Here is an 18,505-nt window from a genome sequence, read left to right on the forward strand (position 1 = left end):
GGTCACCATGATTGCCGCGCAATACTTCGATGGCCGCACGTCGCGCGCGCATCCGGTCGTGCTGCATGTCCGGGACGGGCACGCCGTGCTGCAGGATGACGGCGGCGACGAACTGCGCCGCGCGCCGCTGGCGTCGTTGCGCGTTTCCGAGCGCATCCGGCGCGGCCCGCGCCTGGTGACGTTCGACGATGGTGCCTACTGCGAGATCACCGACCACGCCGGCTTTGACGCGATGCTGGCGGCCACCGGCCATCGCGAAGGCTGGGTGTCGCGCGCGCAGAACAGCTGGCGCCTGGTGGGCGCATCGATGCTGGGCCTGGCGCTGTTCGTGGCGGTCTCGTATTTCTACCTGCTGCCGTGGACTGCGGTTCTGGTTGCACGCACGATACCGCCCTCGCTCGAAGCCCAGTTGGGCCGCACCACGCTCGACAGCCTGGACCGCGGCATCGTCAAGCCGAGCACGCTGCCGGCGGCCGAGCAGCAACGCATCCGCGACAATTTCGCGGCGCTGCGCCGTCCGGCCGATCCCGGCCACGACTACCAGATCCTGTTCCGTCACGGTGGCGGCATCGGGGCCAACGCGCTGGCCCTGCCCGGCGGCACCATCGTCGTGACGGACGAACTGGTGAAGCTGCTTGGCACGGGTACGGCCATGATGGGCGTGCTGGCGCACGAGGCCGGCCACGTCACGCAACGCCACGGGCTGCAGCAGGTGTTCCAGGCGTCGGCGGTGGGCGCGTTGACCGCGTACGTGCTGGGCGACGTGTCTTCGCTGCTGGCGACGGTGCCCACGGCGATGCTGGCCATGCGCTACTCGCGCGATCACGAGCGCGAGGCCGATGCGTTTGCCGTGGAGGTATTGCGCGAGAACCGCCTGCCGCCGGCCGCGCTGGCCGACGCACTACAGCTGCTGGAAGACGCCCACGGCGCCCGCCGCAAGGGATCCGGGCGGGCCGACCGGGACGATGAGGAGGATGGATTCTTCTCGACCCACCCGATGACCAGAGAGCGGATCAATGCGATCCGGAACGCGCAGTAATACGCGATTTTCCTGCTCCCCTCGCCCATGAAATGGGAGAGGGTGGTCAGTTCCGATTAACGCGCCGCCCCTGCTGCCGCGCCGTTGGCCTGGCGGCGATACGCCCAGACCACCATCGCCACGCCGATCAGGATCATCGGCAGGCTCAGCCACTGGCCCATCGACAGCCTCAGCGCCAGCAGGCCCAGGAAGCTGTCGGGCTCGCGCGTGAACTCGGCCAGGAAGCGGAACGCGCCATAGCCGATCAGGAACACGCCCGATACCGCGCCCATCGGCCGGGGCTTGCGCGAAAACAGCCACAGGATGATGAACAGCGCCACGCCTTCGCCAGCAAACTGATACAACTGCGACGGATGGCGCGGAATATTGTCGCCGGCCTGCGGGAAGATCATGCCCCACGGCAGGTCGGTCGGTCGGCCCCACAGTTCGCCATTGATGAAGTTGCCGATGCGGCCTGCCGCCAGCCCGCACGGAATCAGCGGCGCGATGAAATCGGTCACTTCCATCCAGTGGCGGCGCCGTACCTTCGCAAAGACCCACATCGCCACCAGAACGCCCAGGAAGCCGCCATGGAAGGCCATGCCGCCTTCCCAGACCTTGAAGATCTCCAGCGGATGCGTCAGGTAGTAGCTTGGCTTGTAGAACAGCACATAGCCGAGCCGGCCGCCCAGGATCACGCCCAGCACGCCATAGAACAGCATGTCGTCAAGGTCGCGCGACACCCAGCCTCGTGCCGCGATATGGGGCTGTTTGATACGCAGCCGGCCGAACCACAGGAACATGATGAAGCCGGCCAGGTACATCAGTCCGTACCAGCGGATGGCCAGCGGTCCCAGGTGGATGGCAACCGGATCGAATTGCGGATGAACGAGCATGTTGAAAGCGGGAGAGTAGCGGTAAATTTTGGGCGCGCGGCGTGCTGCGCGATGGTTCTAGGTATTTATGCCATGGTCATGCGTCAGCCCGATGGCGCCGGCCAGCCCGGTGGCAATGTCGATAAACGACCGCAGCACCGGCGCCACCCCGGCCGCGCCCTCGCGCCAAGCCAGGCCGGTCTCGATCTCGGGCCCGGCATCGAGCAACGTCAGGTAGGACACGCCCGTGCGCCGCAGGTTGCGCAGAGATGCCGGCACCAGCGCCACGCCCATGCCGGCCGACACCAGGCTCACGATCGTCTGCATCTGAATGGCCTCCTGGGCAATCACCGGCGTCAGGCCGTCGCGCGCATAGTAGCCCGTAATGATGTCATAAAACGCTGGCGCACTTCGGCGCGGGAAGATGACCAGCGGCTCGCGCGCGGCATCGCGCAGCGCCACCGCCTGCGGCACCGAGGTACTGCCGGCGGGCCGCCACCCGTCCGGCACGGCCAGTACCAGCGGTTCGCGCACCAGCGGCAGGTACGACAGGCCATGCGGCATCACGGGCAGTTGCGGGCGGATGACCAGCCCCGCATCGATGGTGCCCTCGGCCAGCGCTTCGAGCTGAACGTCGCTGGTGGCTTCGCGCAACTGCAGCTGCACGTCCGGGTGCTGCGCGCGGAAATGCCGCAGCAGGTCGGGCAGGATGCCGTAGTCGGCCGTGCTGACGAAGGCCAGTGCCAGCGATCCCACCTCGCCCCGTGCCAGCCGCTGCGCCAGTCCGGGCAGCGCCCCGGCATCGGCCAGCACGCGCCGCACCTCGGGCAGCCACTGCTGGCCCGCCGGCGTCAGCATCACCGACCGCCGCGTGCGCACGAACAGCTGCACGCCAATCTCTTCTTCCAGCGCCTGGATCTGTTGCGACAGCGGCGGCTGGGTCATGGCCAGGCGCCGGGCCGCCCGCCCGAAATGCAGCTCCTCGGCCACGGTGACGAAGTAACGCAACTGGCGCAGATCCAACGGGTAAGCCCTCCGCAACTGATATGTTTTTCGACCTAATAACGGTCGAATAATATATTTGACACGCTAAAACGCCAAGCGCATGCTTTCCGGCACAACACCACAACACGGCTGGCGCACCAATGGCTCGCGCCTGGGCCGGCTTCCCCCGGAGAGACTTCATGGCTTTCAACAAACGCTCCCAGCACATCACGCAAGGCGTGGCGCGGTCCCCCAACCGCTCGATGTACTACGCGCTCGGCTACAAGAAGGAAGACTTCGACAAGCCAATGGTGGGCATCGCCAATGGACATTCGACGATCACCCCGTGCAACGCCGGCCTGCAGCGCCTGGCCGATGCCGCCGTGGATGCCGTGCGCGCATCCGGCGCCAATCCGCAGATCTTCGGTACCCCGACGATCTCGGACGGCATGTCGATGGGCACCGAAGGCATGAAGTACTCCCTGATCTCGCGCGAAGTGATCGCTGACTGTATCGAGACTGCAGCCCAGGGCCAGTGGATGGATGGCGTGGTGGTCATCGGCGGGTGCGACAAGAACATGCCGGGCGGCATGATCGCGCTGGCACGCACCAACGTGCCGGGCATCTACGTGTATGGCGGCACGATCAAGCCGGGCCACTGGAAAGGCAAGGACCTGACCATCGTGTCGTCGTTCGAGGCCGTGGGCGAGTTCACGGCTGGCCGCATGAGCGAGGAAGACTTCGAAGGGGTGGAAAAGAACGCCTGCCCGAGCACCGGATCGTGCGGGGGCATGTACACGGCCAACACGATGAGCTCTTCGTTCGAGGCGCTGGGCATGTCGCTGCTGTACTCGTCGACCATGGCGAACCCGGACCAGGAAAAGGTCGACAGCGCCGCCGAATCGGCCCGTGTGCTGGTGGAGGCGGTCAAGAAGGACATCAAGCCGCGCGACATCATCACGCGCAAGTCGATCGAGAACGCCGTGACGCTGATCATGGCAACGGGCGGGTCCACCAACGCCGTGCTGCACTACCTGGCCATCGCCCACTCGGCCGAGGTGGAATGGACGATCGACGATTTCGAGCGTATCCGCCGCCGCGTGCCGGTGATTTGCAACCTGAAGCCGTCGGGCGACTACGTGGCGACCGACCTGCACCGCGCCGGCGGCATTCCGCAGGTCATGAAGATCCTGCTGAACGCGGGCCTGCTGCATGGCGACTGCCTGACCATCACCGGCCGCACGCTGGCCGAGGAACTGGAGCACGTGCCCGACCAGCCGCGCGCCGACCAGAACGTGATCATGCCGCTCGACCGCGCACTCTACAAACAGGGGCACCTGGCGATCCTGAAGGGCAACCTGGCAGAGGAAGGCGCGGTAGCCAAGATCACCGGGCTCAAGAACCCGGTCATCACCGGCCCCGCGCGCGTGTTCGAGGACGAGCAGAGCGCGATGGAGGCCATCCTGGGCGACCGTATCAAGGCGGGCGATATCCTCGTGCTGCGCTACCTGGGCCCCAAGGGCGGCCCGGGCATGCCGGAAATGCTGGCGCCCACTTCGGCGATTATCGGCAAGGGCCTGGGTGAATCGGTGGGCTTTATCACCGACGGCCGCTTCTCGGGCGGTACCTGGGGCATGGTGGTGGGTCACGTGGCGCCGGAAGCCTATGTCGGCGGCACCATCGCGCTGGTGCAGGAAGGCGATTCGATCACGATCGACGCCCATCAACTGGTGCTGCAACTGAACGTGCCGGACGACGAACTGGCGAAACGGCGTGCCGCCTGGAAGCAGCCGTCGCCGCGCTATACCCGTGGCGTGCTGGCGAAGTTTTCGAAACTGGCGTCGACGGCCAGCAAGGGCGCCGTGACGGACTGAAGTTGAAGTACCGCTGACCTGATCCCCTCTGCCGCGCGGCGGGAGAGGGGAGAAATCCATCACAGGTTGGCGTCAGACCCCGCCCGGGTCCCTTTCGATCTCTTCCAGCGTGGCGTCGAGCCACTCCACGAGCCGGGCCTCCAGCGCCTGCGTCAGTTCGCTGGCCAGTTGCGCGGTCAGCGGGGCCAGGCGTGACTGCAGCGTGGCCTCGGTATGCGCCTCCACCACCTGCGGCCATTCGGTGCGAAAGCGCATCATCACGCGCGTCAGCAGTTCGGTGCGCACGGCGCGCAAATCATCCTCGCCGGGCAGGAACGCGGCGGCGTCGACGATCGGCGCCTCGGTGTCGGCTGCGGTGCCGGCCACGGCATCGATGTCGCCGACCGCCGTCACGACGCCTGAATCGGGCATGTCGGCGGTATCGATGACCGTGGCGCCATGGCGCGTGGACGGCTGCGGGTGATCCAGCGGCTGGGTTGGCACATCGAATGCCGCGTCTGGCAGTTCGACGATTTCGGTCAGCAACGGCACGCTGTCATTGGGACCCAACCGCGGAATCACCCGCGATGTCGTGCGTTCGCTCATGCCGATTCTCCTTTGGCCTGCCCGATGTCATGGTGCGTGAGCGGATACCCGCGCTCACGATAGAAACGATAGCGCTCGCGGCCCGCGTCGCGGGCGTCGGGGGTGGCGCCCACCACCTCGATCAGCCGCTCGAAGCTGGCGAACTGCGCCGGGGCTTCCGGCGCAAGGTTCACCAGCAACTGGTGGTGCGGCACCGATTCCAGCGTGGCCGCCAGGATGATCGGCGTCACCGCCGCATTGGGGCTGTCCAGCCCGCAATGCGGCAGGAAGTCGAGCGGCGAGAACGACCACAGCCGCGCGTCAAGCTGCGCCAGCTGCTGCGGGGCACCGAACACCACCACCTTCTGCCCTGCCCCATAGGCCTTGCGGACCAGGCGGCAGACGTAGGCCAGCGAATCCGGCACGTTGCTGTGGAAGTCGATGCGCGTCATCCTGTGCTGCCTTCGATTGGCCGGTTACCCGGCACGGTCCATCAGGAACTGCGTCAGCAGCGGCACCGGACGGCCGGTGGCCCCCTTGGCCGCGCCGCTCTTCCAGGCGGTGCCGGCGATGTCCAGGTGGGCCCAGTCGTACTTTTCGGTGTAGCGCGCCAGGAAGCACGCCGCCGTGACGCTGCCCGCCGGACGGCCGCCAATGTTCGCCATGTCGGCGAAATTCGACTTGAGCTGGTCCTGGTAATCGTCGTCCAGCGGCAGGCGCCAGGCGGTGTCCATGGCCTTGCGGCCGGCGTTGAGCAGCTGGTCGGCCAGCATGTCGCTGCGGGCGTACAGGCCGCTGTTCACATGGCCCAGCGCGATGATGCAGGCGCCGGTCAGGGTTGCCACGTCGACCACGGCCGCGGGCTTGAAGCGCTCCACGTAGGTCAGCGCGTCGCACAGGATCAGGCGGCCTTCGGCGTCCGTATTCAGGATCTCGATGGTCTGGCCCGACATGCTGACCACCACGTCGCCCGGCTTGGTGGCGTTGCCGGCGGGCATGTTCTCGCAGGTGGGCACCACGGCGATCACGTTCAGCTTCAGGCCCATCTCGGCCACCGCCTGGATCGTGCCCAGCACCGACGCGGCGCCGCACATGTCGTACTTCATCTCGTCCATGCCCTCGCCCGGCTTCAGCGAGATGCCACCGGTGTCGAACGTGATGCCCTTGCCCACCAGCACGACCGGCGCGGCCTTGGCGCTGGCGCCGTCATAGCGCAGCACGATGAACTGCGGCGGCTCGACGCTGCCCTTGGTCACGGCCAGGAAGGCGCCCATGTTCAGCGCCTCGATCTGCTTGCGGCCCAGGATTTCCACCTTGAGCTTGTGCTTCTTGGCGATGCCGCGCGCGGTATTGGCCAGGTAGGTCGGCGTGCAGATGTTTGACGGCAGGTTGCCCAGGTCGCGCGTCAGTTCCATGCCGTTGGCGATGGCCGAGCCGCGCACCACGGCCTGGGTGGCCGTCTTGGCGTCGGCGGCGTCCACGGCCAGCACGATCTTGCGCAGCGTGGGCTTGTCGGCGGTGCCGGCGCCCTTGGTCGGGCGCTTGAGTTCGGGATGGCGCTCCAGCAGGCGGTAGCCGGCCTCGCGCACGATGCTGATCGTCGTGATCACGGCCCAGGCCACGTCGCGCTGCGACGGCACCTGCTGTGCCAGGCACCAGAGCGCCGATGTGGCGCGCGTGCCGCCCAGCGCACGCATGGCCGTGCGCACGGCCTCGGCAAAGGCCTTGTCGGTAAATTCGACTTCCTTGCCCAGCCCAACCAGCAGCACGCGGGCGGCGCCGATGCCGGCCACTTCGTGCAGCATCAGATGGGTGCCGCGCTTGCCTTCGAAGTCGCCCTGCTTGACCAGGCGCGCCACCAGCCCCTTGGTGGCCACGTCCAGCGCCTTGCCTACTCCGGCAAGATTCTGGCCCTCGAAAAGGCCCACAACCAGGCAGTCGGTCTTGGTGGCCAGGAAACCATTTTGGCCGGCTTTGCTCAGATCCAGGGCTTTTGTGCTAAATTCCATCGCGCTTCCTTCCAGGGGCTCGTCGAAAAGAAAGCCCCCATTATCCGCGATTTTCATCCGCGATCTGCCACCGCCGATCCTGCAAGCTGACAGCCCGCGGTCCTGCCAGTCTCTCGGCCCCCGGCATATCGCCCGTTCCGGCCGGAAGCCGGAAGCGATTGGTGCATGATTTTTCAACAAGCCCTGCGACGCGAACTCGCCTACACCGCCGGTGCGGTGTTCCTGGTGATGCTGACGTTCATGCTGACGTCACTCGTGATCCGCATCCTGGGCATGGCCGCCAACGGCAAGGCCAGCCCCAACGACGTGCTGATGCTGATCGGCCTGGCCACCATTGGCTACCTGTCGATCCTGCTGTCGGCCACGCTGTTCATCTCGACGCTGATCGTCCTGACCCGCTGGTACAAGGACTCCGAGATGGTGGTGTGGTTCTCGGCCGGCATCTCGCTGCGCGACCTGGTCAAGCCGGTGCTGCAGTTCGCCACGCCTTTCTTCATCATGGCGCTGCTGCTGGGCACCTTCGCCTGGCCGTGGGCCAACCAGCAGAGCGCACTGTTCCGCGACCGCTTCCAGCAGCGTGGCGTGCTGTCGATGATCGCCTCCGGGCGCTTCATCGAGCCCGCCAACGGCAATTACGTGCTGTTCATCGAAGGCATCGACGCCGACATGAAGCACGCCCGTAACGTTTTTGTTGCAAATTCCGAGGCCGGCAAGATCGGGGTGGCGCTGTCGCACCAGGGCCAGTTCGAGACCCAGCCCAACGGCGACCGTCTGGTGGTCATGGAGCACGGCCGCCGCTACGCCGGCATCCCGGGCCAGCTTAACTATCGGATCATCGAATTCGATAAATATGCCGTCAAGGTTGACAACAAGCCGCCCGAGACCGAAGCCGACCTGCCCGCCAAGAGCCGCGACACGATCGACCTGCTGCGCAATCCCACCCGGGAAAACCTGGGCGAGCTGCTGTGGCGCGTGTCGCTGCCGATCCTGGCCTTCAATTTCGTGATGATCGCCATCCCGCTGGCGTATGTGAACCCGCGTCTGGGCCGCTATACGCCGCTGGTGTTCGCCGTGCTGATCTACCTGACGTACAGCAACCTGATCAACCTGGCCCAGGCCTGGGTGCGCTCGGGATCGCTGTCGTTCTGGGGAGCGCTGGTGCCGATCCACCTCATCGTGTTCCTGTGCGCGCTGATGATGTTCCGCTACCGCGCGAACCGCAGCCTGGGCGGCTGGCGGGCGGTGTTCGGCCTGCACCGGCTCAGGAAGCCGGCCAAGGGCGCAAATGGCGCAAGCGGCGGGAGCAAGGCATGAGGATCCTGGCCGTCTATGAGCGCTACTTCGCGCGGCTGATCTACGGCGTCTTCGCGTTCATCCTGTTCGCGGTGCTGGCGCTGTTCATCTTCTTCGACATGCTCAGCGAACTGGAGAGCGTGCAGGGCAACTACACATCGCTGGTGGCGTTCGTCCACGTCATGCTGCAGGCGCCCACGCGGGTCTACGAGGTGCTGCCGATTGCCGTGCTGATCAGCGCCATCTACGTGTTCTCGCAGCTGGCAAGCCAGTCCGAGTACACCATCTTCCGGGTGGCCGGCCTGAACACGCGCCAGGCGCTGTTCTCGCTGTTCAAGCTCGCCGTGCCGCTGGCGGTGGTCACCTTCATCTTTGGCGAGTTCATCGGCCCGGCGGCCGAACAGTACGCGCAGAAGATCAAGCTTGAGGCGATTGGCGCCACGGTTTCGTCGGGCTTCCGCTCGGGCGTCTGGGTCAAGGACCGCGACCGTGATGCTACAAGTGGCAATGAGATCACTCGTTTTGTCAACGTCCAGGGCCTGAAGGCGGACCAGTCGATCACCGGCATCACGATCTACGAGTTCGACAAGGACTACCGCCTGCGCGTGATCCGCGTCGCCAAGGAGGGCCGCTACCAGGGCGGGCAGCAATGGCAGCTCAACGATGTCAACGAGACCCGTTTTGCCGAACTGCGCGATCTGCCAGCAAGCCAGCAGCCGGCCCAGGCCGGCCAGCCGGCCGCCCAGCGCGACGCGCTGGCGCCCGACTTCCGCGCCGAGCAGGCCCTGTTCCCGAACATGGTGATGCACTCCGAGCTGACCCCACAGATCCTCTCGGTGCTGCTGGTGACCCCGGAACGGATGTCGACGCTGGACCTGTTCCGCTATATCCGCCATCTGCGCGATAACAAGCAGGACACGCAGCGCTACGAGATCGCGTTCTGGAAGAAGGTGGTCTATCCGCTGACGCTGTTCGTGATGGTGGCGCTGGCCCTGCCGTTTGCCTACCTGCATGCGCGGGCCGGCGCGGTGGGCGTGAAGGTCTTCGGCGGCATCATGCTGGGCCTGTCGTTCCACCTTTCCAACACGCTGTTCTCGCATGTGGGCCTGCTGCATACCTGGCCGCCGATCGTCTCGGCGCTGGTGCCCGGCACGCTCTACCTGACCATTGCGCTGACATCATTGCGCTGGGTGGACCGGCACTGACGATGACCGCGCCCAGGAAAGCCATCGTCCTGTTTGGCCACGGCGCCCGCGACGCCCGCTGGCGCGAGCCGTTCGACCGGTTGCACGCCAGGCTTTCGGCGCTGCTGCCCGGTTGTGCGATCCGGCTGGCCTTTCTGGAATTGATGGCGCCGTCGCTGGCGGAAACCATTGACGAACTGGCCGGCGCTGGCGTCGGCACGATGACCGTGGTGCCGGTCTTCTTTGGCCAGGGCGGCCATCTGCGGCGAGACTTCCCGTTGCTGATCGACGAATGCCGGGCGAAGCATCCCGGCGTGCGGATCGAGGCCGCTACCGCAGTGGGCGAGATCGACAGCGTGCTCGATGCCATTGCGGCCTATTGCGCGCAGGCGGCCTCCTCGGGCCCATCGGCCGGGCCCACCGGCAGCCATTGAAGGACAACCCGAACGAAAAAGGCCAGGAATCGCTTCCTGGCCTTTTTGCTATCTACTGCTACCCCTCACGCCGCCCGCTCGTCCTGCGCGTGCTCTTCGACACGCTCGGTTGCGCGGGTTCCCAACGCCTCGCCAATCATCAGCAGGCTCGGCTGTACCGGATCCATCCAGCGCGCCGCCTCGCCCGCCGCCATCTGGCGCAGCGTGAACTGCCGGCTGCGCTGGTTTGACGTGGTTGCCGCCTCCACCACCCAGGCGGGCGTGGATGCCGGCTTGCCGCGCGCCATCAGCTGCGCGGCAATATTGGCCGCCTGGTCGCGGCCCATGTAATAGACGATGGTGTCGGCCTTGACGTCAGCCTCGACGTCGATCGCATCGGCTGCCTTGGCCTGGGTGGCAAACGCCACGCTGCGCGATACGCCGCGCTTGGTCAGCGGCCGTGCAATGGCGCTGGCCGCCGCCAGGGCGGCGGTAATGCCCGGCACCACTTCATACTCGATGCCAGCCGCCTCCAGCGCCTGCAATTCCTCGTCGGCACGGCCGAACAGCATCGGATCGCCGCCCTTCAGGCGCACCACGCGCTCGTACTTGCTTGCCAGGTCGACGATCTGGCGGTTGATGAACAGTTGCGCGGTCGATCGCTGGCCGCAGCGCTTGCCCACCTCGATCAGCTCGGCCTGCGGACACCAGGCCAGCATCTCGGGCGACACCAGCGCGTCGTGCAGCACGACCTGGGCCTCGCCCAACAGCCGTGCGCCACGCACCGTAATGAGGTCGGCCGCACCGGGGCCTGCACCAATCAGGTACACCTTGCCGGTCGACGTTGCCTTCTGCGCGTTCATCTTTGCCACCGTTATCCGATCTGTCCAGGCTGGACGATATCAGGCATACGCACGGATCATGCCCGCCGCCACCGTATGGTTGGTGGCTTCGTCGATCAGCACGAAGGCGCCCGTGGCGGGGTTGTCGCCATACGTGTCGCAGACGATAGGCTTCTGCAGCGAGAGCTGCACCGAACCGATGTCGTTCAGGTTGATCTCGTGGCGGCCGGTCTCGTGCGACAGCGTATGCACGTCCAGCACGCGATCCACCGTCGACACGCGCGCGAACACGCTGGCGGTGGTGTGCTTGAGCACGTACTTGCGCGACGGGTTCAGCGATTCGTCGTCGAACCAGCACAGGTCGGCCGTCAGCTTCCTGGCCGATGCTGCCGGGGCATCGACGGCCACGAACATGTCGCCGCGCGAAACATCGACGTCTTCGGCCAGGCGCACGGTCACCGTGTCGCCGGCATTGGCCGAATCGGCCGAACCATTGGGCGTCAGCACCTCGGCCACCACGGCTTCGCGGTTGGCCGGCAGCACGCGCAGCTTCTGGCCCACGCGCACGGTACCGGCTTCCACGCGGCCGGCGTAGCCCCGGAAATCATCGGCGGCAGAGCCGTCCTGGCGCACCACCAGCTGCACCGGGAAACGCAGCGCGGCATCGCCCTCGGGGGCCACGTCATCCACCGGCAGGGCTTCCAGCAGCGGCAGCAGCGGCTCGCCCTGGTACCACGGCATGGCGTCGCTGGCGTGTACGATGTTGTCGCCGCGCAGCGCCGACACCGGCACGTACGTCACATCCTTCAGCCCCAGCTGCTCGGCCAGCTCGCCGTAGGCCGTGCGGATTTCATTGAAACGCTGTTCGCTGTATTCGACCAGGTCCATCTTGTTCACGGCCACGATCACGTGCTGCAGTTCCAGCAGCTTCAGGATCGCCGAATGGCGCTTGGTCTGGGCCAGCAGTTCGGCACGGCCATTGGTGACCGTGACGCGCGTGGCGTCCACCAGCACGATGGCCGCGTGGGCGGTCGAGGCGCCCGTAACCATGTTGCGCGTGTACTGCTCGTGGCCCGGCGTGTCGGCGATGATGAACTTGCGGCGCGCCGTGGAGAAATAGCGATACGCCACATCGATCGTGATGCCCTGTTCGCGCTCGGCTTCCAGGCCGTCGGTCAGCAGCGAGAAATCGATTTCCTCGCCGGCAGTGCGCTTGTTCTTGGCGTTGGCCAGCGCGGCCAGCTGGTCGGACAGCACGGCCTTGCTGTCGAACAGCAGGCGGCCGATCAGCGTGCTCTTGCCATCATCGACGGAACCCGCGGTGATGAAACGCAGCAGGCCTTGGTGTTGGGATTGGTGAGACATTGTCGTATTCCTCTGCTGCGTCGGCTTAGAAGTAGCCTTCCTTCTTGCGGCGCTCCATGGAGGCCTCGCTCGTCTGGTCATCCATGCGCGTGGCGCCGCGCTCGGTGATCTCGGTCACCGCGGTCTCGGCGATGATCTCCACCGGCGATGCGGCAACGCTGGCAACCGGGCAGGTGCAGCTGATGTCGCCCACGGTACGGAAGCGCACCGACATCACTTCGCTGACGTCACCGTCCTGCTTCGGCGTGATCGGCGTCACCGGCACCAGCAGCCCGTTCTTGCGCACCACTTCGCGCTGGTGCGCGTAGTAGATCGGCGGCAGCGCCAGGTTTTCGCGGGCGATGTACTGCCACACATCCAGCTCGGTCCAGTTCGAGATCGGGAACACGCGCATCTGTTCGCCCTGCGCCATGCGGGCGTTGTACAGGCTCCACAGTTCCGGGCGCTGGGCCTTCGGGTCCCACTGGCCGAACTCGTCGCGGAACGAGAAGATCCGCTCCTTGGCGCGGGCCTTCTCTTCGTCGCGGCGGGCGCCGCCCATCAGTGCGTCGAACTTGTGCGCCTCGATGGTTTCCAGCAACGTCACGGCCTGTGCGGCGTTGCGCGAGTCGGTTTCCTTGCGCAGGCGCACGGTGCCGCGCTTGATCGAGTCTTCCACATGGCCCACCACCAGGCGCGCGCCCAGTTCGGCCACGCGCTGGTCACGGAACGTGATCACTTCCGGGTAGTTGTGGCCGGTGTCGATATGCACCAGCGGGAACGGCAGCTCCACCTTGCGGTCGCCCAGGCGGAAGGCCTTCAGCGCCAGGTGCAGCATGACGATCGAATCCTTGCCGCCTGAGAACAGCAGCGCCGGGTTGCGGCACTCGGCCACCACCTCGCGGATGATGTAGATCGACTCGGCTTCGAGCCGGTCGAGGTGGTCGTTCTGGACCTGCAGCAGGTGTTCCACGTTGGCGGCCACGCCTGCGTCTGCGATGTCGTTCATGATGCCCATGTCGTTCTGGCCTCTGCTAATTCTGTTCAGTGCTTGATGTTCTGTTCGTGGAGCCCGCACTCTTTCGAATCCCGGCTTTCCCACCACCACCGGCCCGCGCGGACGTCCTCGCCGGCCTTCACCGCCCGTGTACACGGCTCGCAGCCAATGCTGGGGTAGCCCTTGGCGTGCAGCGCGTTGACGGGCACGTTGTGGCGCGTCAGGTAGGCCCACACTTCGGCCTCGGTCCAGTCCGCCAGCGGATTGAACTTGGGAATGCCGCGTGCGTCGTCCATTTCCTCGAACGGCAGCTCGGCGCGCGTCACGGCCTGTTCGCGGCGCTGGCCGGTCATCCAGGCGTCGGCGTGCGACAGCGCGCGGTTCAGCGGTTCCACCTTGCGGATGCCGCAGCAGCTCTTGCGCAGGTCCACGCTGTCGTAGAACGCGTTCAGGCCATGGTTGCGCAGGTAGTTGTCCACCGCTTCCTGGTCGGGCGTGAACTGCTCGACCGAGTAGCCGTAGTGGTCCTTCACCTGGTCCAGCACGGCCAGCGTCTCGGCGTGCAGGCGGCCCGTGTTCAGCGTGAACACGCGGATGCCGGCGCGCACCGCTTCGCCGCCGCGCAGGATCGCGTCGGTCAGCACCATGTCTTCGGCAGCCAGGCTCGTGGCAAAGCGCGCGCGGAAGAAGCGTGCGGCGATGCCCGACAGACGCTCGGCCAGCTCGCGCTCCTTGGCTTCGAGCGCCTCGACCGAACCCGTGTACTCGGGCTTCGTCCACAGCGCTGGGGGGCGCAGGGACGAAATCGAACCCGACAGCGAAGCCGATTCATCGACCACGGGGATTTCGGAAATCACGGAGCTCATGCCGCGCCCCGGGCCGTTGCGTCGGTCACGTCGGCGCGTGCACGGCGGAACAGCGGCAGCGGCTCGTCCACCGACGCCTGGTAGGCCACGGTGAACTCGGTAAAGCCCTTGATGGCGTCCTCGATGTTCTTGTCCGCACGCACGGCGAACGTATCGAAGCCGCAGCGCTTCATGAAGTTCAGCTGGTCGCGCAGCACGTCGCCGATGGCGCGCAGCTGGCCGGCCCAGTGGTAGCGGGTGCGCAGCAGGTAGGCCGAGGAGAAGCCGCGGCCATCGCGGAACACCGGGAAATCGACGGCCACGGCCGACACGCGGTCAAACAGCGCCTCGGCATCGCCCGGCTCGTCTTCCGGCGCCAGCCACACGCCGGTGATGGCCTTGTCGCGGCCAGCCAGCAGTGCCTCATGGGCCTTCCACACCGACAGCGGGAACAGCACGGCGTCGGTGCCCTTTGCCACGGCGGCAATGCGGGCTTCGTCCAGCGGCTGTTCCTCGGTCGCGCGCAGCACGGTCCAGTTGTCTTCCACGATGACGGGACGGAATTGGCCTGCGTCGTCGCGTTGCAGTTGAATGATCTTTGCCATGTTCAATGTCTCTCGTTCGTCAGGCTTCGGCGCGCTCTTCACGCTGCTTGTCGGCGTACACGCGCTCCTTGAACGGGGCGATGCCGATACGGGCAAACGTTTCGATGAAGCGCTCGTCGCCGGCACGGTTGGCCACGAACGTGTCGATGATGCGGGTCACCACTTCGGGCATTTCCTCGGCGCTGAACGACGGGCCAATCACCTTGCCAATCGCCGAGTCGTTGCCCTGGGCGCCACCCAGCGTGACCTGGTACCACTCCGAGCCGTCCTTGTCGACGCCGAGCACGCCGATGTTGCCCACATGGTGGTGGCCGCAGGCGTTGATGCAGCCGGAGATGTTCAGCGACACTTCGCCCAGGTCATAGACATAGTCGAGGTCGTCGAAGCGTTCCTGGATTCCCAGCGCAATCGGAATCGACTTGGCATTCGCCAGCGAGCAGAAGTCGCCGCCCGGGCAGGCGATGATGTCGGTCAGCAGGCCGATATTGGCCGTTGCCAGGCCAGCCTTTCTTGCCTCTTCCCACAGCGCGAACAGGTCGTGCTTCTTCACGTCCGGCAGCACCAGGTTCTGCTCGTGCGCCACGCGCAGTTCGCCAAAGCCGTAGCGGTCGGCGAAGTCGGCCACCGCTTCCATCTGCTCGGCCGTGGCGTCACCCGGAGGCGACACGGGGCCCGGCTTGGTCGACAGCGTGACCGATGCGTAGCCCGGCACGCGGTGCGCGCGCACGTTGCGGCTGACCCAGCGTGCGAATGCCTTGTTCTCGAGCAGGTGCTTTTCGAACGATGCGTCGGTGTCGGCCAGCTTTTCGTAGGCCGGCGGCGCGAAGTACTGCGCCACGCGGTCGAACTCGGCCTGCGTCAGCGTGCCGGGACCGTCCTTGCTGAACTTCCACTCTTCTTCCACTTCGGCGGCGAACTTCTCGGCGCCGATGGCCTTCACCAGGATCTTGATGCGGGCCTTGTACTTGTTGTCGCGACGGCCGTAGCGGTTGTACACGCGGATGGCAGACTCCACGTAGGTCAGCATGTGCTGCCACGGCAGGTCTTCCTTGATGATCGTGCCCAGGATCGGCGTACGGCCCAGGCCGCCACCGGCCAGGATGCGCAGGCGCGTCTCGCCCTCTGCGTTCTTGTACGCATAGATGCCGATGTCGTGCATCTGCACCACGGCGCGGTCATCCTTGGTGGCCGAGATCGCGATCTTGAACTTGCGCGGCAGGAACGCGAATTCGGGCTGGAACGTGCTCCACTGGCGCAGCAGTTCGGCCAGCACGCGCGGGTCTACCGACTCGTCCGGCGCCACCCCGGCAAACTGGTCGGTGGTGATGTTGCGCACGCAGTTGCCCGAGGTCTGGATGCCGTGCATCTCGACGCTGGCCAGGTCCGCCAGCACGTCGGGCACGCGCTCCAGGTCCATCCAGTTGTACTGGATGTTCTGGCGCGTGGAGAAATGGCCATAGCCACGGTCGTACTCGCGGGCGATGTGGCCCAGCATGCGCAGCTGCTTCGAGGCCAGCAGGCCGTACGGAATGGCTACGCGCAGCATGTACGCGTGGCGCTGCATGTACAGGCCGTTCTGCAGGCGCAGCGGCAGGAATTCTTCCTCGGTCAGTTCGTCCGACAGGCGGCGGCGCACCTGGTCGCGGAATTGCGCGACACGTTCCTGGACGATGCGCTGGTCGTATTGATCGTACTGATACATGGTGTGGGTCCGTTCAGTATTCGGTGAATGCTTAGGAAACGAGCTTGATGGCGACGAGGGTCAGCGTCGTCGCCAGTGCGGCGCGCACAAGCCGTTCGGGCAGCGCCCGCGACAGTTGCGCACCGAGCCAGATGCCGGGGATCGAGCCCACCAGCAGCGCCAGCAACAAATTCCAGTCGACGGTGCCAAGCCACACGTGGCCCAGCCCGGCCACGGCCGTGAGTGGCACGGCGTAGGCGATATCGGTGCCAGCCACTTCGGCCGGCTTCATATGGGGATACAGCAGCAGGATCAATGTGGCGCCAACGGCACCGGCGCCAATCGACGACACGGTGACCAGCACGCCGATCACGGCGCCGACGATGACCGTTGCCACCACCTGCGCGCGGCCTTCCAGCTGGAAGCGCGGGTTGCGTTCCAGCCACGCCAGCATCTGCTTGCGGAACAGCAGCGACAGCACGGTCAGCAGCACCGACACGCCAATCGTCACGCGAATCGCGTGCAGCCACTGGGCATTGAGTTCGCCGGCGCTCTTGAGCACCAGGATGGCGGCCAGCGCGGCGGGCAGGCTGCCCAGGCACAGGCGGCGCACCACCTGCCACTGCACATGGCCGTGTGCGCGATGGGCGATGGTGCCGAAACCCTTGGTAATGGAAGCGAACGCCAGGTCGGTACCGACCGCCGTGGCCGGCGAAAAGCCGAACAGCAGCGTCAGAAGCGGCGTCATGAGCGAACCCCCGCCTACCCCGGTCAGACCGACCAGGAGACCTACCAGCAGACCGGAAACGGTATAGGCAAGGGACATTGGGGGCTTCTCGACTACGCCTTTTGCTCCGGTGGTGCCGGCACCACCTTTTCAGGCCGGGCGCAGACGCAATTCGGGCAGGCGAACGTTTAACAAAGTTCGAGAATCGTAATAAACTCGCCTCATATCTCAAACTAATAAGAAGTTGTTTGTTTATACGAGCGAAGTTATATGAATCTTCACCAGTTTCGCTTCGTGCGCGAGGCCGTCCGCCAGAATTTCAACCTGACAGAGGCTGCAAAAGCGCTCTATACATCACAACCAGGCGTTTCCAAGGCGATTATCGAGCTGGAGGAAGAACTGGGTGTCGATATCTTCACCCGCCACGGCAAGCGCATCCGGAGCCTCACGGAGCCGGGCCGGCGCATCCTGATGTCGGTGGAAAAGATCCTGCAGGAGGTGGAAAGCCTGAAGCGCGTGGGCAAGGACTACGCCGCGCAGGACCAGGGCAACTTCACCATCGCCACCACGCACACCCAGGCCCGCTATGCGCTGCCGCGGGTGATTGCCGAGTTCACCAAGCGCTACCCGAAGGTGCGGCTGTCGATCCAGCAGGGCACGCCGGCGCAGATCGCCGACATGATCCTGCACGACCAGGCCGATATCGGTATCGCCACTGAAGGCATCTCCAGCGACAAGGCACTGGTGTCGCTGCCGGGTCATCAATGGCAACATATGGTGATTACGCCACCTGATCACCCGTTGCTGGAAAAAAAGCACCTGACGCTGGAGGACCTGGCCGGCTACCCGCTGATCACGTACGACGTGAATTTCGCCGGCCGGCCGAAGATCGACAAGGCGTTCGCGTTGCGTCACCTGGAGGCGGACATCGTGCTCGAAGCCATCGATGCCGACGTGATCAAGACCTACGTGGAGGTCGGCCTGGGTATCGGCATCGTGGCCGGCCTGGCCTTCGACGCCGAGCGCGACCGCAACCTGCGCGGCATCCCTGCCGGCCACCTGTTCGGCACCAATGTGACCCATCTGGCCGTCAAGCAGGGTGCCTATCTGCGCAGCTTCGTCTATACCTTCATCGAACTGTTCTCGCCGACGCTGAATCGCAAGCTCGTCGAGCAAGCGATGTCCGGCGACCACGAGGCTTACGAGCTGTAAAAGACACTGACAGGATGATTCTGGCGTCGTTGCGCGAC

18 protein-coding genes are annotated in these 18,505 nt (G+C 65.6%); 6 read left to right on the forward strand and 12 right to left on the reverse strand.

The window, feature by feature from the left end:
• The first annotated feature begins 7 nt into the window (after nt 1-7).
• Nucleotides 8-1,039 (forward strand): M48 family metallopeptidase, encoded by a 1,032-nt coding sequence (locus A9J21_RS03560; RefSeq protein ID WP_066731981.1) that lies wholly within the window; start codon nt 8-10, stop codon nt 1,037-1,039.
• A gap of 56 nt (nt 1,040-1,095) precedes the next feature.
• Here A9J21_RS03560 and lgt read toward each other — a convergent pair whose 3' ends face one another.
• Together lgt and A9J21_RS03570 are read right to left on the reverse strand one after the other, a co-directional pair.
• Nucleotides 1,096-1,914, reverse strand: coding sequence for a prolipoprotein diacylglyceryl transferase (lgt, locus tag A9J21_RS03565; RefSeq protein ID WP_066731983.1), 819 nt, complete (start codon nt 1,912-1,914; stop codon nt 1,096-1,098).
• A gap of 57 nt (nt 1,915-1,971) precedes the next feature.
• On the reverse strand, nt 1,972-2,916 hold the full coding sequence (locus A9J21_RS03570) for a LysR family transcriptional regulator (RefSeq protein ID WP_066731985.1): 945 nt from the start codon (nt 2,914-2,916) through the stop codon (nt 1,972-1,974).
• A gap of 161 nt (nt 2,917-3,077) precedes the next feature.
• Between A9J21_RS03570 and ilvD the strand changes: the two genes are divergently transcribed.
• The gene (ilvD, locus tag A9J21_RS03575) at nt 3,078-4,751 is read left to right on the forward strand and encodes a dihydroxy-acid dehydratase (RefSeq protein WP_066731987.1); all 1,674 of its coding nucleotides are present in this window, start codon (nt 3,078-3,080) and stop codon (nt 4,749-4,751) included.
• Nucleotides 4,752-4,823: 72 nt separating this feature from the next.
• On the opposite strand, the gene A9J21_RS03580 is transcribed toward ilvD, so the two are convergent.
• The 3 genes from A9J21_RS03580 to A9J21_RS03590 are packed head-to-tail and all read right to left on the reverse strand — an operon-like array spanning nt 4,824 to nt 7,324.
• On the reverse strand, nt 4,824-5,336 hold the full coding sequence (locus tag A9J21_RS03580; RefSeq protein WP_066731989.1) for a hypothetical protein: 513 nt from the start codon (nt 5,334-5,336) through the stop codon (nt 4,824-4,826).
• Entirely contained in the window at nt 5,333-5,767 is a 435-nt protein-coding gene (locus A9J21_RS03585) for a DNA polymerase III subunit chi (RefSeq protein WP_066731990.1), read from the reverse strand. The genes A9J21_RS03580 and A9J21_RS03585 overlap by 4 nt, the downstream gene beginning before the upstream one ends.
• 24 nt (nt 5,768-5,791) lie before the next feature.
• Nucleotides 5,792-7,324: a leucyl aminopeptidase gene (locus tag A9J21_RS03590; protein ID WP_066731992.1), complete on the reverse strand. Its 1,533-nt coding sequence runs from the start codon at nt 7,322-7,324 to the stop codon at nt 5,792-5,794.
• Between the two features lie 165 nt (nt 7,325-7,489).
• Between A9J21_RS03590 and lptF the strand changes: the two genes are divergently transcribed.
• The 3 genes from lptF to A9J21_RS03605 are packed head-to-tail and all read left to right on the forward strand — an operon-like array spanning nt 7,490 to nt 10,235.
• A complete protein-coding gene (gene lptF, locus A9J21_RS03595) occupies nt 7,490-8,638 on the forward strand; it encodes an LPS export ABC transporter permease LptF (protein ID WP_066731994.1) in 1,149 nt (382 codons plus the stop codon).
• Nucleotides 8,635-9,822, forward strand: coding sequence for an LPS export ABC transporter permease LptG (lptG, locus tag A9J21_RS03600; protein WP_066731997.1), 1,188 nt, complete (start codon nt 8,635-8,637; stop codon nt 9,820-9,822). Before lptF ends, lptG begins: the two co-directional genes overlap by 4 nt.
• A 2-nt stretch (nt 9,823-9,824) precedes the next feature.
• The gene (locus A9J21_RS03605) at nt 9,825-10,235 is read left to right on the forward strand and encodes a sirohydrochlorin chelatase (protein ID WP_066731999.1); all 411 of its coding nucleotides are present in this window, start codon (nt 9,825-9,827) and stop codon (nt 10,233-10,235) included.
• Nucleotides 10,236-10,300: 65 nt separating this feature from the next.
• Here A9J21_RS03605 and cobA read toward each other — a convergent pair whose 3' ends face one another.
• Genes cobA through A9J21_RS03640 form a run of 7 tightly spaced genes read right to left on the reverse strand, consistent with a single transcriptional unit; the run spans nt 10,301 to nt 17,354 of the window.
• Nucleotides 10,301-11,077 (reverse strand): uroporphyrinogen-III C-methyltransferase, encoded by a 777-nt coding sequence (gene cobA, locus A9J21_RS03610; protein ID WP_066732000.1) that lies wholly within the window; start codon nt 11,075-11,077, stop codon nt 10,301-10,303.
• Between the two features lie 39 nt (nt 11,078-11,116).
• Nucleotides 11,117-12,421 (reverse strand): sulfate adenylyltransferase subunit 1, encoded by a 1,305-nt coding sequence (locus A9J21_RS03615; RefSeq protein WP_066732002.1) that lies wholly within the window; start codon nt 12,419-12,421, stop codon nt 11,117-11,119.
• Between the two features lie 25 nt (nt 12,422-12,446).
• Nucleotides 12,447-13,418, reverse strand: a complete 972-nt coding sequence (gene cysD / locus A9J21_RS03620) for a sulfate adenylyltransferase subunit CysD (RefSeq protein WP_066732004.1) — start codon at nt 13,416-13,418, stop codon at nt 12,447-12,449.
• Between the two features lie 26 nt (nt 13,419-13,444).
• Nucleotides 13,445-14,263: a phosphoadenylyl-sulfate reductase gene (locus tag A9J21_RS03625; protein ID WP_066732006.1), complete on the reverse strand. Its 819-nt coding sequence runs from the start codon at nt 14,261-14,263 to the stop codon at nt 13,445-13,447.
• Complete coding sequence (locus A9J21_RS03630; protein WP_066732008.1) at nt 14,260-14,847, reverse strand: DUF934 domain-containing protein; 588 nt, start codon at nt 14,845-14,847, stop codon at nt 14,260-14,262. Before A9J21_RS03630 ends, A9J21_RS03625 begins: the two co-directional genes overlap by 4 nt.
• A gap of 19 nt (nt 14,848-14,866) precedes the next feature.
• Nucleotides 14,867-16,549: a nitrite/sulfite reductase gene (locus A9J21_RS03635; protein WP_066732009.1), complete on the reverse strand. Its 1,683-nt coding sequence runs from the start codon at nt 16,547-16,549 to the stop codon at nt 14,867-14,869.
• 31 nt (nt 16,550-16,580) lie between these two features.
• Entirely contained in the window at nt 16,581-17,354 is a 774-nt protein-coding gene (locus A9J21_RS03640) for a sulfite exporter TauE/SafE family protein (RefSeq protein ID WP_066732011.1), read from the reverse strand.
• A 171-nt stretch (nt 17,355-17,525) separates the two neighbouring features.
• Here A9J21_RS03640 and A9J21_RS03645 point away from each other — a divergent pair, with 171 nt between their 5' ends.
• On the forward strand, nt 17,526-18,467 hold the full coding sequence (locus tag A9J21_RS03645) for a CysB family HTH-type transcriptional regulator (RefSeq protein WP_066732013.1): 942 nt from the start codon (nt 17,526-17,528) through the stop codon (nt 18,465-18,467).
• Nucleotides 18,468-18,505: the final 38 nt, after the last annotated feature.

The sequence above is a fragment of the Cupriavidus sp. D384 genome, from assembly GCF_001652915.1.
GTDB lineage: Bacteria > Pseudomonadota > Gammaproteobacteria > Burkholderiales > Burkholderiaceae > Cupriavidus.